This window comes from Deltaproteobacteria bacterium (genome assembly GCA_023382265.1).
Classification (GTDB): domain Bacteria; phylum JAMCPX01; class JAMCPX01; order JAMCPX01; family JAMCPX01; genus JAMCPX01.
This window is the reverse complement of sequence record JAMCPX010000004.1, coordinates 1-15839: the sequence shown is the minus strand read 5'-3', so window position 1 is coordinate 15839 and position 15839 is coordinate 1. Positions and strand designations below refer to the sequence as shown.

The following is a 15839-nucleotide window of genomic DNA, read 5'->3' as shown; positions in this document are numbered from 1 at the left end:
CAATTTCCCTCCACTGTTATTTAATCAAGAATTTTAATATTGCCTTTTGCATATGAAGTCTGTTCTCTGCCTGATCAAACACAACCGACTGCCTGCCGTCCATGACCTCTGATGTTATCTCTTCGCCTCTATGTGCAGGAAGGCAGTGCATTACAATTGCATCGTGCCTTGCATGTTTAATCAATGCTTCATTAATCTGTAATCCGGAAAAATCCTTGAGTTTTGCTTCCCTTAAATCCTCCTGTCCCATGCTGACCCATACATCGGTATAAACGATATCGGCATCTTTAACCGCATCAACCGGATTATTGTACAGAGTTATGAACTTTTGATTCATAGTCATTGCTTTTTTCAATATAGCTTTTGACGGCGAATGTGATGCCGGCGTTACAATCCTGAGTTTGAGCCCAAGCAATCCTGCTGCCTCAATCCATGAGTTCAAAACATTATTGCCGTCGCCAACGTAAGCGTAGGTGAGTTTTTTGTAATCCCCCTTTTTTTCATATACGGTTAAAAGGTCGCTGAGTATCTGGCATGGATGAGAAAGATCGGAAAGCCCGTTAATAACGGGCACTGATGCTGCACTTGCAAGCCGTACAACATTGTCATGGGCAAATGTTCTTATCATTATGCCGTCAACGTATCTTGAAATAGTTCTGGCAGTGTCTTGAATCGTTTCTCCTCTGCCGAGCTGTATGTCGCCGGAATTCAGATATAGAGCAGCTCCTCCGAGCTGGTACATGCCTACCTCGAATGAAACCCTCGTTCTTGTTGAGGATTTCTCAAAGAGCATGGCAAGCGTTTTCCCTTTCAATGGTAGTGAACACCGTTTTTCCTTCTTAAGCTTTACCGCTTCCTTTATCAGACTATCAATCTCAGGTTTTTTTAAGTCAAATATACTGATCAAATCCCTTTTAGGCATAAGCTCCTCTTATTTTTATTTTATCCGATCATTGTAACATGGCTATGTTCTTTTATCAAATAGAAATGCGCTGTAATGTTTTCTTGCAGGGTAAAATTATCCTTTTAGACGTGTAACCCAGGGTTTTTTGAAAAAAGAAAAAAATTGTTGTAGTATGATCAATATATGGTTGAACCCAAACTTAACTATTTAATATCTGATAACAGAGATGGTTTACCGGTGATCTTTATTCATGGTGCAGCAGGATCCCATAAGGTATGGACATACCAGTGGGAGTTTTTTAAGGGTAAAAGATCTGTCATTGTACTTGATCTGCCTGGGCATGGTGATTCAAAGGATAGTCCAAAAGAAACTATAGATGAATACTCTGATGCGGTACTGCATACTGTAAAGGAATTGAACCTTAAAAAGATAATTCTTGTCGGTCATTCTATGGGTGGAGCAATATCCCAGAAGATTACACTAGATAACCCTGACATGATTTCAGGTTTGATACTTATAGGAACAGGCGCGAGGTTAAGGGTCTCGCCGCAGGTGTTCGATACAATCGAATCCGACTTCAATAATTTTATTAATATGTCTGTCGATTTTTCAGTTGCAGAGGCTGCGGATGAACATAAAAAGTCTTTATTTAAAGACAGCATCTCAGAATCTAATGCGCATATTGCGTTATCAGATTTCACGGCTTGCGACAGGTTTGACATCATGGATGAAGTAGAAAAAATCGGTATAAATACCCTGCTTGTTTTCGGTGCAGAAGATATTATGACTCCTGTGAAGTATGCACGTTATCTTAATCAGAAGATTAGAAACTCCTCTCTTACGATCATACCAGGTGCAGGCCACATGGTTATGATGGAAAAGCCTGAAGCTGTAAACAAAGCTATATCCGGCTACCTTGACGGCAATAAATTATGAGTAGCTTCTTTTACCGACGCCTTTACACGCGAGAGATACAAAAGATAATCTTTATTTAACCTGTACCAGTTTTTTATAATGTGGTTTGCAATAACCTTTATTGTTACGTCTTTAAAATCCAGCGTATGGACTTTCTTCTTGATCACTCCAATTATTTTGCCAATGCTGTGATCGTAGGATGCATTCAATGCCTCGTTAAATATCCTCGTGTATGAATAAAATTCTTCGAATGCATCAAGCATGCCCTGCTGGAGCTCAATTGCAGACATCTGTTCGGGCTGAAATACAGCATGCAATCCATCGTAATACTGCCACATCTTATGTAATAACCTGCCCTGTGATTCAAGTTTTTCAAATGTTTCTGTTCCGGGAAGAGGTGTAAGAATAGCGTATTGAACGGTGTCAACCTTATTTTTTATTGAGAAATCTGCTGTTTCCTTGAATATATTCTTTTCATCTTCGTCGCTGCCAAAAATGAACATACCGTGAACATATATGTCATTCGTATGGAATGTATCTATTGCCCTTTTAATATCTTCGATTGTTTGATGTTTGCTCAGGTCCTTTAGTGTTTTATCGCTGATTGATTCAAAACCGACATAAACAGTATCACAGCCTGCCCGTTTCATATCATTTACAAGATCTGGGTAGCGGGTAATGTCTGTCCTTACCTGGGCTGACCATCTAAATTTAAAATTTTCTTTTGCTATGCGTTCCATCAGTTCGTAGGTTCTGTTGATATTTGCGGTAAAATTATCATCATAGAAAAAAACCTTTTCTGTTTTTACATTTTTGAGCTCTTCTATAACCCTGTCTACCGAGAATGTCCTGTAACCCTGACCGAACATCTTTGTTACAGAGCAGAAGTTGCAATCATAAGGACAGCCCCTTGATGTCATAACAGGAGTAATGTTCAACTTTTTACTATTGACGAGCAGATCAAAATCCGGTACCGGTATATTATCAAGCTTATGCAGGAATTCCCCCTGAATTATGCGTTTATCAGAGCCATGCTTTAATAGATCAATAATGACATTTTCGCCCTCGCCTGCCACAACGTAGTCTACATATTTGCCTGCCTCTTCCTGTAAAAATGTCGCATGAATACCACCCATGATGACCGTGGAATTAGGATTCTTTGACTTGAACTGCCTTGCAATCTCATAAGCTCTTTCCGATGTACAGGTAAGGGATGTTAGTAAAAGGACATCGCCCTCAAGTTCATTTAGGGTGAGCTTCCTTCCAAGTAGATTTTCATTAATGATCTTAACATCAAAACCTGCCTGCTTTATCATTGTACCGAGATAGAGCGGTCCTAACAACGGCAGGTTAATGAATTTTGCAAACACGTTTGCTTCAACAGCTTTTGGTTCTATGAACAATACTTTTTTCATAATTTGTTAAACTCCTTTATGAGTAATATGCTTATTCCAAGTAAAATAAGTGAAATAGGCCATAGTCTTGCACTGATAGAAAATACAAGAAAAAATACCACACACAGGCCGATCAAGAAGAAAGAAAGATGAAAAAATATGATGCTTTTATTATTACTTATATATATTGAGAGAATTGATACACCAAGAAAACCTATATACAACGGCCACAGGTATTCCATACTGGACCATGATGTATATGTTGCATAAAAAGCAAGTATACTGAACTGAATAATATAAACACCGATTGCGAGAATAACCGGGTCTATTCTACCCCTATCCCTATAGACAAGATATAAACCTATACCAATGACAAGCGGGAACACGGGCCATAGCTTATACATGCCGCTTACATAACCATAGTTCTCAAGAATAAGTAAGAAACCTACTATTATACAAAGAGATGCAAGTACATTGTATCTTTTTTTTGTAACCGTCACACTCATGGCATCCATTTTACTATAATACCTTTAAAAGTTTTTTTATCAATCAGTTTTTTCTTTTTAAGAAACTATCGATACGTTCTTTCCAGTCCTTTGTTGTAAACAGGTATGCAAAATTATCGGATGAATATAGGCTATACCTGTAAATGAGTTCATTTGTATGTTGGTTAACGGTTGCCTTTGTCATAGCAATTGCATGGCCGGAAGCCTGAAGAATCTGTTCTGAAAGTTCATCAGCCTTTGCAAAGAGTGATTCCCTATCTTTAACAACATAGTTTACAAGTCCCATATTTAAAGCCTCATCAGATTTTACATGTCTTCCCGTTAAAAGTAATTCTTTTGCTTTGCCTGCACCGGCAAGTTCAAGTAACCTGTATGTGCACCCGGCAGGGAGTATGGCACCAATCCTGACCGCCGGAAACCCAATGACGGCATTTTCTGTCATAATTCTTATATCCGATGACATTGCAATACCGAATCCACCGCCAAGAGCGTATCCGTTTATAAGTGCAATTACTGGCTTAGGAAAATTAAACAGCCTGTCCATTGTACTTTCAAGCAGCTCTGCATATACCCTTGCCTCTGCCGGATTGGCAAACTCTACAAGGTCTTTTAAAAACACGCCGGCTGAAAAGGATTTATCCCCAGAGCCGGTTATGTATAAAATCTTTATATCTTTATTCTTTTTAAGCCTTTCAAGTGTTGTCTGAAGCTCTTCAAGCATACTTGCATTAAATGCATTTTGCTTGCCAGGACTGTCTATTGTTAAAACAACAATGCCTTTTTCTCTTTTCTCAATCAAAATAGAACTCATGAAATTCCTTTTTCTAAGGCTAAATATAGCAATGAATTTATAAATAGTAAATAAGATGTTGTGACCGAGTATGAATGATTGATGAATTGACTGTCCGCATATCATGGGCTTGCTTAAAAAGGGGAGCAGGGAGTGAATGTATCTCATTGACTTATACGGATGTAAGGCATACTATATAAATAGTAAGAATGAGAGGAGGACCGGTTATGGCGATAAAAAAGTCAAAAGCAAAAAAGGCAGTAAAAAGAGGTAACTCTGCAAAGAAGGAAAAATACGTTTGCACATCATGCGGAACAGAGGTTGTTATGACTGAATGCGGCCCGGAGTTTACCGAGTTAATATGCTGCGGCACAGTGATGGGGAAAAAATAATAAACCCATCTTTCCGCAGAAAGGGTTTTCTTGATGATGCTGCATTTGATTCTATGATTTTTTTTGAAGATCCTGTAACTTCTATCAATGAGCTTCGTGTAGGATAAAGATTCCCGGTGTCTTTTTTTGCTGATGCGGATGATTGAAACCCAGCACTTTTAGGCGAAGCTAAGAGTGTTATCCAGTTAAAACGGGAATTCAGAGACTGTATATTTAAGACTTGGATTTTCGCGGGTGCGGTAATGACAGACTAATCTCTTGCTTCACAAACTTCCTTTAAAGCCGGAAGCTTATAAGTCCTGTGGCTTACTAAATAAAGGTAAAGAGCACTTGTAATAAGTCGAGATTGTCAGATGTATACATGCTGGCCATGAATAACATTGGCTTATAGGATATTTTCCAGATAATGAAATATCATGGTTTGGCGGTGCTCAGCTTTGGTACAACCCCGATTATACGCTTGCCGATGATTATATTGAATTACCCCCTGCTTATGCCGGCAAAAGGACGCTTATGTACATACTTGATCATACATAACACTCTTCCATATTCACTGCCGCAGGGTATATGGTGGTTTGGTGTAAAGGTACTCGGACAGAATAATACCCAGAGCGATTTCAGTACCCTTACAGGCTTCTCAGTAAATGCATCTATGAACAACTCCAGGCTCTGCATGGACATGACGGATCCCGGATGTTTTACGAATAACATAACCGACACATTCCCGAACCCTGACAACGCCGTCGGAAATGGGGTTGTCGTGTCTGAGGGGGTTATAAAAGATACTGCAGTCCAATCGGCAATGATCAGCTTTACGCTAAACGGTCTTGTATTGCAGGCAGGGTTACCAGTAATCGCCATAGTCACACTCGGCATGAATGAGCTTGTTCCAATTACCAGTTCTGCGGTGTTATCATTTGATGTGTATCCTGACAGTTTATATACACAGTCAGGTCTATACAGAAGTGCAACCGACTTTGTATACCTCATGTTGATACCGGGGAATAAAATTCTATATGATGCACCTCTTCCTCAATCACTGCCTGTATACACATGGTCAACCATAGCCATCTCTTTATCGGGTGTGAACGTTACAGGGGTAGCACCTGAATTTTATATCGACGCCCATGCAAACGACATACCATACGGGCAGCGGATTGTTTTCTATCTTGATAATATCAATGATTAGATTAACTTGTATGATTTTTACAAAACTGAGCTTTTGGCATGGATACTATCCGTAATAGGATCAAGTCTTTTTGATGCATGCTATTTAAATACAGTCCACAATGGCAAGGGATTGCCGATCTTTATCTGAACTCCCCAAATACCTCTTTCAAAGTACTAGAGATCTCGCCTATCGATGTGTACGCCTTTACAGCCTCGTATATATGAGGCATGAGATTCTCTTGAGAACGCGCTGCTTGTTTTAGCTTTTTAAGTGTCTGCTCTGCAGATTCATTATCTCTGTTCTTCCTGATGAAGTTAAGTTTTTTGATCTGTGCCTTCTCTATCTCAGGATCAACCTTTAATATATCAAAATGCCCGTCCTCGTGATCTGTAAATTCATTAACACCAACTATAATGCTTTCTTTCTTTTCTATGGCCTGCTGATACACGTATGCTGAGTCTTCTATATCGTTCTTAAACATGCCGTACTGTATCCATTTTACGGCGCCGCCTGTTTTTTCTATTTTATCAAGATAGTTCATAACCTTTTTCTCAATCTCGTTGGTCAATGATTCTACTGCGTAAGAACCCGCAAGCGGATCCACAAAATCAGCGATGCCTGATTCGTGTGCAATAATCTGTTGGGTCCTCAGTGCAAGTTTAACAGAGGCTTCTGTAGGTAATGCAAGGGCTTCATCTTTTGAATTAGTATGGAGCGATTGTGTTCCTCCAAGGGCTGATGCAAGTGCCTGTATGGTTACCCTTATTATATTGTTATCCGGCTGTTGTGCCGTTAAAGTCGAACCGCAGGTTTGTGTATGGAATCTCAGCATCATTGATTTTGGGTTTTCCGCATGGAATATATCTTTCATTATTTTTGCCCATATCCTTCTTGCGGCTCTGAACTTTGCTATTTCTTCAATAAGGTTATTATGAACTCCAAAAAAGAATGAAAGCCTTGGTGCAAAATCATCTATAACCAGACCTGCTTTAATCCCGCTTTTTACATATTCGATTGCATCAGCAAATGTAAACGCAAGCTCCTGAACAGCGTTAGCTCCTGCTTCTCTTATATGATAGCCCGATATACTGATGGTATTAAAGTTGGGGAGGTGTGATTTGCAATAAGCGAATATATCAGTAGTGATACGGATTGAAGGTTCTACTGGGAATATATATGTACCTCTTGCAATATATTCCTTTAATATATCATTCTGTATAGTGCCCTGCAATTTCGTGTGCGGTACATGCTGCTTGTCCGCAACCGCCATGTACATTGTCAGTAATATTATAGCAGTGGCGTTTATAGTCATTGATGTGCTTACCTTATCAAGAGGTATTTTATCAAACAATATTTCCATATCCTTAAGTGTGCTTATTGAAACACCAACCCTGCCGACCTCGCCTGCCGAAAAAGGAGAATCAGGGTCATACCCCATCTGTGTGGGCAGATCGAAGGCAACAGATAGTCCTGTTTGACCTGCATCAAGTAAATATCTAAACCTTTGATTTGTTTTTAAAGCATCTCCAAAGCCTGCATACTGCCGCATTGTCCACAACCTTGTTCTATACATAAGAGGCTGAATACCCCGTGTAAACGGATATTCACCGGGAAATCCGAGTTGTGATACATAATCATAAGGTTCTAAACTTTCGGGAGTGTAAAGATCCTCTAAGTTTATATGTGAAAAGGTTTCAAACCTGTCCTTTCTCTTTTTTACACCTGAAAGGCCCTGCTCATATTCTCTGATCCCATTTTTTAATTTATCATTCTTATTCATAGTTTAAAATGCGATAGTAATGAGCCTCGTATCTTTCTCAACCTTATCGCCCTCTTTAACATGTATGCCTGTTATAACACCGTCTACCGGTGTTCTTATTTCATTTTCCATTTTCATGGCTTCTATAACAATAACAGACTGCCCTTTTTTTACATTGCTGCCGCTATCAACTTTAACCGCAATAACCTTGCCTGGAATCGGTGCGAGTATTTTAAAACCTTTACCATCAGCATGGAGTTTTTTCTCTTTAGACTTGATAAGATCAAGCATGTTCTTCACTTTAACACTATAAGTGATGCCATTAACGCATACGATCTCACTAACCCTATTTTTGTGGACAACCACATCGTATGACGTCCCATTACTAATAATTGAGTATACACTGATATTGTTGTCCTGCTTAATAATGGAAAGATTAACGTGCAGATCCCTGCCATCTACAAGGCATTTGTATATTTCATGCTCTGCCTTTATAATATCCACGGCATGCTCGGTGTTATCTATTTCTACATTTATTTTCATATATCCCTGATAGCCTTTTTATATACCAGAGTACAAGACTATAGGGCAAGAAATATGCATGTAAAGCCTTTCCATGCTATCCTATATAAAATTGTGTTTAATAATGCGGGTTGTCTGTTGCTTTATATTATCAGAGATACCTTTTGTGTGGGTCATTTCTTCAGCAATGCTTCTGAATAACTTTGTGGTTCCTCTCTTCATAGTGTCTTCCATTGTCCAATTAAAGCATACTTTTACTTTACTTTAAACAAATTGTATGATTTATTTGAAGAGCGGTATTCTTATAAAAGAATTCATTGTTGTTTGATGCGGAGTACTAACACCGCTTTATTGGGTCTAGAAGAGTAAATATACGAGATGAATAAGGGATATTTGCGGGATTATTTATGGATTTTTTTCAGGAACAAAGAAACAATAATAGGACAACAATTGTACTTATAATTGTTTTTTTTGCGGTCGTCCTTTCTATCGGTTACTTCATAGATCATTTCTATCTTGGTATTGATGTGTTAAACGGCGGATTCCCCTTTGCAACGGTTGTAGCATTCATGACTGCAGGCTTCTGGGCATGGGTTTCGTACTATAACGGGGATTATTTTGTACTAACATCTGTAAATGCGGTGCCCGTAGATCCAGCCGATACGATCGCATTCCCAAAGGGAAGATTACTTTTGGATGTTGTAAAAGAAATGTCTGTTGCATCCGGTAACCCTATGCCAAGTGTATATCTTATCCCATCCGATCAGCCTAATGCATTTGCAACAGGTAGGGACCAGATGCATTCAAGTATCGCGGTTACTGAGGGATTGCTTGATAAGATGAACAGAGAAGAGCTTCAGGCTGTTATAGGCCATGAAATGGGACATATAAAAAGCCGTGATATTAAAACCATGATGGTTGTAGCTGTTTTACTCGGGACCATTGTTCTCATTAGTGATTGGCTATGGCGTATATCTTTTTATGGACCAAGAAGAAGAAAGGATGAAGGTATAAGCAGTCCGGCATTTCTTATAATTATTGCCATATCGCTTGCCGTGATTGCACCCATCATCGGCCAGATCATGGCAATGGCGGTATCAAGAGAACGCGAGTATGCAGCAGATGCATCCTCTGTAGAATTTACAAGGAATTCAATGGCTCTTGCATCTGCCCTTGAAAAAATAAGAATGGATTTTACGCCCATGCGAAATGCAAACAGAGGAACGGCACACATGTTCATATCGGATCCCCTTGCAAGAGGTATTGACAACAAAGAAGGCTTTCTTGCTGACCTGCTATCGACACACCCGCCCATTGATAAACGCATTGCAAAATTAAGGGTAATGTCCCATCAAACAATCGTACAGGGTTTTAATAAAAGATAAAAAGAATACACATAGTTGACATGCTTTAAAAATTATGAGATTGTCAAAACAACTTATTTTAAGGAGGCTACATGTCTGACAATGAAACAAACAATGAAAGTATAAACAAGGATCAGGGAACAAAACCTGCCGGCAGAAAAGCTATATTGGTCATTTCTTCTGCTTTAATTGTAATAGTGATAGCGGCTATTGCCATATTATGGAAAACCAATGTTTTAAAAGGCGGTAAAAAACCTTTTGAGCTGATCAGTGGTTCAGGACCTGCCATAATCATCGGGGATAAAACTATCTCAAAAAAAGAGTTAAACAAGGAACTCAACTTACAGGTTGCTTTGTTAAAAGAATTTTCTGCTGCACAGGGTAAGCCGTTTGATCCTTATAGTAAACAAAATGCTAATATAATAAATGAGCTAAAACAAAATGTGATTCAGGGGCTTATATCGCTAAATCTACTGTTAGGCTATGCAAAGCAAAACGGTATAACAGTTACCGATACCGATGTTAACAATACGCTCTCAGGACTTGAATCAAAGTTTGGCAAAGTCAAGTTTGAAAAAATTTTGAATGAATCGGGTATGAGCGAAGATGAGATCAGAAAACAGGTAAAAGATCAACTTGTTGCAAGGCAGGTCTTCTTATCTCTTGAAAAGGGTATAACTGTATCAGACGCAGATGCGCAGGCTTTTTATAAAAAGCATAAGGCAGAGTTTACTGTTCCGCAAGAAGTTGATGTAAGACACATACTTGTAAAAACACAGGCAGAGGCAGAACAGATTGAAAAAGAATTAAAAAAAGGTGTACCCTTTACAACCCTTGCAATGGAAAAATCTATTGATAAGGCTTCTGCGGTCAATGGCGGTGATGTAGGATTTTTTCCTGAAAAAGGTGCAATGGTTCCTGCATTTTCAGAGGCGGCTTTTGCACTTAAGAAACCGGGACAGATAAGCCCTATAGTGCATACCCAGTTTGGTTATCACATTATTCAGCTTGTAGCGAAGAAAGCCGCAGAGAAAAAAGATTTTAAAAGCGTAAAAGATATGATTAAACAGATGCTTGTACAACAGAAAGCAAAAAATGCATTTGAGACATTGATTAATGCTTTAAAAGCGAAAACAAAGATTGAAACAAAAGTATAACTGGTGACTAATCAACCATTATTAAAACAAACGCATATAAATACTGTATTGGATTTTGAGAATGCTTTAAATGAAGAACAATTAAAAGTTGTTCTCTCGGCATCAGGGCCTTCTCTGGTTATAGCAGGAGCGGGAAGTGGGAAAACACGGACACTCATATATAGAGTGGCAAAACTAATTAAAGATGGTGTCCCGCCTTCTCGCCTCCTGCTTGTAACATTTACAAACAAAGCTGCAAGAGAGATGCTGTCCCGGGTTCAGAAGCTTTTATCAATGGATAATTCCGGTATTTGGGGTGGGACATTTCATCACATTGCAAACCTCATCCTTAGAAGACACATTGGGCTACTTGGTTTTAAACACAATTTTACAATCCTTGATGAAGAAGATAGAAAAGACCTCATATCCGATACGATAACGGAGTTTGGTCTTAACGATAACAGGCGATTTCCGTCGGAGGATACGGTAAACACAATACTCAGCCTCAGCTCCAATCTCTCTATAAATGTGGAGCATACCGTAACAAAGAGATTCCCGCAATTGACGGAATATATAGATGACCTTTTCTTGATTCATGAACGTTTGGTCACTAAAAAGGCAAAGCTTAATGCACTGGATTTTGATGATCTGTTGTTGCTTTTGAAACAGCTTCTACTTGAACATGATGACGTAAGAACACATTATGAAGAGCACTTCCAGCATATACTTGTTGATGAGTATCAGGATACAAGCAAGCTCCAGGCCGATATTATTGATATAATATCACAGAAGCATAGAAACCTTATGGTCGTGGGAGATGATTCTCAGTCCATATACGCATTCAGGGGTGCACATTATGATAACATCCTAGGGTTTACAGAGCGATATCCTGATGCTGTTGTTTATAAGCTTCAGACAAATTATAGAAGCACTCAGGCAATACTCGACCTCGCGAATGCTACAATAATTCGGAATAAAAAACAGTATCAAAAACATCTTATAGCAACAAGAGGGGCAGGAGTTTTACCTGTGGTAGTGGAATTGGAAAGTACAGACGAACAAGCCGGTTTTATAGCAAAACATATACTCTCGATTTCATCAGATCTCAATCTTAATGAAATTGCGGTTCTTTACAGATCGCATTACCATTCCATGGAGATACAGATGGAACTTACAAGGCTTGGTATACCTTATGAAGTAAGATCAGGGATCCGATTTTTTGAACAGTCGCATATAAAGGATGTTCTTAGTTATTTGAGGTTTATGAATAACCCTTCCGATGAACTTGGATTTAAAAGGGCTTTAAAGCTGTATCCGGGTATTGGTGTTAAAACATCAGGAGTTGTCTGGGACTTTTTTAGCAAACATGAATCCGATATCTCCCTATTAAACTCTAACGAACTATCCGGGATAATATCAAAAAAAGCTATGCACCATTTAAATAAATTTTATGAGCTCTTGCAAATGCTATCAAATATAGAAGAAAAACTGCCTTCCGACATGCTTATGCTTATCCTTGATAACGGCTACAATGAATATCTCAAACTTGCTTATACAAACTATGAAACAAGGCTTGAAGATATAAAGCAGCTAATTAATTATTCTACGAAATTCAAAAATGTTACCGATTTTTTAAGTGAAATGGCACTCGTAGCAACTGTTTCAGCGTCTGCTAACGATGCAGGAGAAAAAGAGCAGGTTGTTCTTTCAAGCATACACCAGGCAAAGGGGCTTGAATGGAAAGCAGTATTTATTCCATGGCTCGTGGACGGCAAGTTCCCGATTATAAGAGGCACGCAAAAAAGTCATGCAGAAGTTGATAACGATGCTATCGAGGAAGAAAGGCGATTATTTTATGTTGCGATAACCCGTGCAAAAGATATTTTATATCTTTGCTATCCTGAAGCCTTGCCGGAAAGAGGTAACTACGATAATATGATAACAAAACCATCAAGGTTCATAAAAGAACTTCCATCTTATGCGTATGAGAAATGGAAAGATTAAAATGCTGAAAATTTTGAAATTTATTATTTTAATTATTATTATAGCAGCCCTGATCTATTTTATCAGAATCAGATTGCAGCATAACGCTCTGGAGATAACACTCAAAAACCGGCATAAAATAGAAGATATTAAGCAAAGGACAGAGGAACTTAAAAAACAGTTCCTTTCCGAAAAACAACCTAAAAATTCCGAACCAGAGAAACAGGTACAGCAGGAAAAACCTAAAAAAGCAGTTATAAAACATCAAGAAGACACAAAAAAACTCGATGAGTTCATAAGAGAGCATTCCAATTAAACTGATATCGTTTAATTCATTTGACTTGTTTTTTATCATTGTGTTAGCAACAATATTATCGTGCTCGGATTTAATTTAAAAAAGGTTGGCACCGTATTTTCTCTGAGTATTGAGGCAGGACTCTCTGTAGTAGTAGGTATACTGATAGGAGATTATATTGATAAATACCTTAAGACAACGCCGTGGTTTACTATAGCTTTTACTATACTTGGCTTTCTGGCAAGTGTAATGAGGTTGATAGAGCTGGTTAAGTTTTTAGGGGCTAATAAAAAATGAAACCGTTTATTTATAAAATATGGATCGCAGTATGTGCTGCTGTTATTATAGCTGGCGGGGTAGTGTTTTCTCATGATAAACACAATTTTCTATCATTCTTAATAGGTGCTGTGATCATCATAATAGACATTGGCGTGATTGGTTTTGGCATAGCGAAACTATTAAAGCATAAAAATAAGCTATTCTTCGGGCTTTTGATATTTTTAAAATATCCATTATTACTTGCATCGCTTTATATATCCATCGTAACAATAAAATTACCTGTCATTCCATTCATATTAGGAATAACAGTAGCACCCGTTAGTATTGTTATCACAGGTATAATATCCATGATAGGGGGAGAGCAAAATGCATGAACAATTAACATGGTTTAGCATTATACCGGAATTAAACAAAGTACATGATTACGTAATTACATACTTTATTTCAGGCATAATACTTATATTATTCTCTTTGTTTACCTATAGATTATTAAAAAAAAGAAATTATCCTGAGGTCCCTGACGGTGGATTTACCCTACTTTCTATATTTGATATGATCTATGAGGCTCTTTATAATTTTACGGCATCTGTAATACCGGAAGAACCGGAAAGGTATCTGCCTTTGATTGGAACGTTATTTGTATTTATCTTTATATCAAATCTTTTTGGGGTGATTCCGGGTATGGTGCCTCCAACCGACAACTTACACACAAATTTTGCAATGGCTGTTATTGTGTTTATTGCTTACAACTATTTTGGGTTTAGAGCACATGGCATAAAATATCTCAAACATTTTATGGGACCCGTCTGGGTACTTGCACCTATAATGATAGTAGTTGAACTGATAAGTAATCTTGTTAGACCGCTGTCGCTTTCCCTCAGGCTCTTTGCAAACATGCTCGGAGATCATACGGCACTACACATATTTTCGCACCTCGTGCCTGTAGGGGTTCCTATCATATTTATGATGCTTGGAATATTTGTATCTTTTATTCAAGCACTTGTATTCTCTATTTTAAGTGCCATATACATAGCACTTGCCGTCGCACACGAAGAAGAACATTAATATAAAAGGAGGAAAAAACATGTTTAAACGAATATTTACATCTATCGTACTGCTAATGATCACAGCGATCCCCGCACTTGCAGCAGAGGCTGGTGCTACTGTGCAGCCGCAAGGTACAGGTCTTAAGGATGCAGCACTTGCTCTTGCAAGCGGTCTTGGAATTGGTATAGCTGCATTTGGCGGTGCACTTGGACAGGGCAGATCAATCGCTTCTGCGCTTGATGGTATTGCGAGAAACCCTGGTGCGTCCGGCAAAATCGTAACGCCCATGATCATTGGTCTTGCTCTGGTAGAGTCACTTGTTATATACGCCTTTGTTATAGCATTTTTATTACAAGGTAAGATATAAAAAATGGGAGGTTCATGCCTCCCATTTTATTTTTCTAATCTGGTTTTATCTTAGATGAGTTTGTGTAAGGTATCCTGGATTAAGTTTATTTGCTGCATCATGCGTAGCTGTTGGATTTGAAACCCTGATGTTTAAGACTTCGAAAATATTGACTTCTATATGCATATCTGTTATTACAGAACAATATGCATGAAGAAAATCTGAAGAATAAAATAATTGTTATAATGGAAAAATTTAAAGAAACAATTTTGCTGTATACGAACTTCTTTAAAAAGAAACTTAAATTGTATGAAGTCACCAGACAATATAATAAAGCTCTCTTTGAACTGGGAGAACAATTCTATACAATTGCAAAATCAGGAATTAACGATGTAAAAATCTTTTCCTCATCTATCGAAAGGTTGAATAACCTTGAACAGAACATAATCATCGCGAAAGAAGAGATAAATAACATGCAAGATAAAAGAAAATCAGGAAATACTGATCAGGCATAAAACTATTTGTAAATGGGGGGCTGTAGCTCAGTTGGGAGAGCGCTACAATGGCATTGTAGAGGTTGAGGGTTCGATCCCCTTCAGCTCCATATTTTTTTGATATACATAAAATATTGTTATATCCTAATATGATAAAGTTTCGGTTTACTTTAAAATGATATGTTTTTGTGATATATAAAAAAAGGAGTGATAACAATGAAAAGTTATAAATTAAAAAAAATATTTTTATTTTTAATAATCATACTACTCACATCTTGTGCAAGAGGAATTATTGTAACACAAAAGACTGGGGCCGAACGGCCTGCGCAGAGTTTATTAGAAGGTATGCCCCAAACAAGTACTGTTTTAACTACCACAACAGAGGCGGTTCCATCAGGGCTTGGGGAGGGAGGTGTATCCGGCAGCACGGCTCCTGCAGGCACAATAGCCCCTGAAGGTCTTGCACCGATAGGCATGGGTGCAACAAGTCCAACAACAGAGGCGGTTCCATCAGGTCTTGGGGAGGGAGGTGTATCCGGCAG

At 38.3% G+C, this 15839-nt stretch carries 19 protein-coding genes and 1 tRNA gene; 14 read left to right on the top strand and 6 right to left on the bottom strand.

The genetic code is table 11. The annotated features are described in order from the left end of the window. Window positions 1-16: 16 nt before the first annotated feature. Window positions 17-922: an ornithine carbamoyltransferase gene (argF, locus tag M1381_00505; GenBank protein ID MCL4477569.1), complete on the bottom strand. Its 906-nt coding sequence runs from the start codon at window positions 920-922 to the stop codon at window positions 17-19. Between the two features lie 165 nt (window positions 923-1087). Between argF and M1381_00500 the strand changes: the two genes are divergently transcribed. Further along, window positions 1088-1840 (top strand): alpha/beta hydrolase, encoded by a 753-nt coding sequence (locus tag M1381_00500; GenBank protein MCL4477568.1) that lies wholly within the window; start codon window positions 1088-1090, stop codon window positions 1838-1840. Here M1381_00500 and M1381_00495 read toward each other — a convergent pair. From M1381_00495 to M1381_00485, 3 genes are read right to left on the bottom strand one after another with little or no spacing between them, the layout of a single operon-like run. Next, the gene (locus M1381_00495; protein MCL4477567.1) at window positions 1816-3234 is read right to left on the bottom strand and encodes a B12-binding domain-containing radical SAM protein; all 1419 of its coding nucleotides are present in this window, start codon (window positions 3232-3234) and stop codon (window positions 1816-1818) included. The two genes, M1381_00500 and M1381_00495, sit on opposite strands and share 25 nt — an antisense overlap. Then, window positions 3231-3728 (bottom strand): hypothetical protein, encoded by a 498-nt coding sequence (locus M1381_00490; protein MCL4477566.1) that lies wholly within the window; start codon window positions 3726-3728, stop codon window positions 3231-3233. Before M1381_00490 ends, M1381_00495 begins: the two co-directional genes overlap by 4 nt. A 34-nt stretch (window positions 3729-3762) precedes the next feature. Further along, on the bottom strand, window positions 3763-4518 hold the full coding sequence (locus M1381_00485) for an enoyl-CoA hydratase/isomerase family protein (protein MCL4477565.1): 756 nt from the start codon (window positions 4516-4518) through the stop codon (window positions 3763-3765). A gap of 218 nt (window positions 4519-4736) precedes the next feature. Between M1381_00485 and M1381_00480 the strand changes: the two genes are divergently transcribed. Continuing rightward, window positions 4737-4901: a hypothetical protein gene (locus M1381_00480; GenBank protein MCL4477564.1), complete on the top strand. Its 165-nt coding sequence runs from the start codon at window positions 4737-4739 to the stop codon at window positions 4899-4901. Between the two features lie 406 nt (window positions 4902-5307). Beyond that, window positions 5308-6090, top strand: a complete 783-nt coding sequence (locus M1381_00475; protein MCL4477563.1) for a hypothetical protein — start codon at window positions 5308-5310, stop codon at window positions 6088-6090. Window positions 6091-6211: 121 nt separating this feature from the next. On the opposite strand, the gene M1381_00470 is transcribed toward M1381_00475, so the two are convergent. Continuing rightward, complete coding sequence (locus M1381_00470) at window positions 6212-7852, bottom strand: methylmalonyl-CoA mutase family protein (GenBank protein ID MCL4477562.1); 1641 nt, start codon at window positions 7850-7852, stop codon at window positions 6212-6214. 3 nt (window positions 7853-7855) lie between these two features. Beyond that, complete coding sequence (locus tag M1381_00465; protein MCL4477561.1) at window positions 7856-8374, bottom strand: hypothetical protein; 519 nt, start codon at window positions 8372-8374, stop codon at window positions 7856-7858. A gap of 386 nt (window positions 8375-8760) precedes the next feature. Between M1381_00465 and M1381_00460 the strand changes: the two genes are divergently transcribed. The 11 genes from M1381_00460 to M1381_00410 form a co-directional block, all read left to right on the top strand. Further along, window positions 8761-9738: a M48 family metallopeptidase gene (locus M1381_00460; protein MCL4477560.1), complete on the top strand. Its 978-nt coding sequence runs from the start codon at window positions 8761-8763 to the stop codon at window positions 9736-9738. 71 nt (window positions 9739-9809) lie between these two features. Beyond that, the gene (locus tag M1381_00455) at window positions 9810-10874 is read left to right on the top strand and encodes a peptidylprolyl isomerase (GenBank protein ID MCL4477559.1); all 1065 of its coding nucleotides are present in this window, start codon (window positions 9810-9812) and stop codon (window positions 10872-10874) included. A 3-nt stretch (window positions 10875-10877) separates the two neighbouring features. Beyond that, window positions 10878-12857 (top strand): ATP-dependent helicase, encoded by a 1980-nt coding sequence (locus M1381_00450; GenBank protein ID MCL4477558.1) that lies wholly within the window; start codon window positions 10878-10880, stop codon window positions 12855-12857. 1 nt (window position 12858) lies between these two features. Next, window positions 12859-13152 carry a hypothetical protein gene (locus M1381_00445; protein ID MCL4477557.1) on the top strand — a complete coding sequence of 98 codons (294 nt, stop codon included), beginning with the start codon at window positions 12859-12861 and terminating at the stop codon, window positions 13150-13152. Window positions 13153-13212: 60 nt separating this feature from the next. Beyond that, complete coding sequence (locus M1381_00440; GenBank protein MCL4477556.1) at window positions 13213-13428, top strand: AtpZ/AtpI family protein; 216 nt, start codon at window positions 13213-13215, stop codon at window positions 13426-13428. Continuing rightward, window positions 13425-13784, top strand: a complete 360-nt coding sequence (locus M1381_00435; GenBank protein ID MCL4477555.1) for a hypothetical protein — start codon at window positions 13425-13427, stop codon at window positions 13782-13784. Before M1381_00440 ends, M1381_00435 begins: the two co-directional genes overlap by 4 nt. Beyond that, complete coding sequence (gene atpB / locus M1381_00430) at window positions 13777-14475, top strand: F0F1 ATP synthase subunit A (GenBank protein MCL4477554.1); 699 nt, start codon at window positions 13777-13779, stop codon at window positions 14473-14475. The genes M1381_00435 and atpB overlap by 8 nt, the downstream gene beginning before the upstream one ends. Before the next feature lie 19 nt (window positions 14476-14494). Then, window positions 14495-14824: an ATP synthase F0 subunit C gene (locus tag M1381_00425; protein ID MCL4477553.1), complete on the top strand. Its 330-nt coding sequence runs from the start codon at window positions 14495-14497 to the stop codon at window positions 14822-14824. A 185-nt stretch (window positions 14825-15009) separates the two neighbouring features. After that, window positions 15010-15318 carry a hypothetical protein gene (locus M1381_00420; protein ID MCL4477552.1) on the top strand — a complete coding sequence of 103 codons (309 nt, stop codon included), beginning with the start codon at window positions 15010-15012 and terminating at the stop codon, window positions 15316-15318. A gap of 16 nt (window positions 15319-15334) precedes the next feature. Continuing rightward, window positions 15335-15407 (top strand) — tRNA-Ala (locus M1381_00415). A 106-nt stretch (window positions 15408-15513) separates the two neighbouring features. Continuing rightward, a partial coding sequence (locus M1381_00410; GenBank protein ID MCL4477551.1) for a hypothetical protein occupies window positions 15514-15839 on the top strand: 326 nt, incomplete at its 3' end.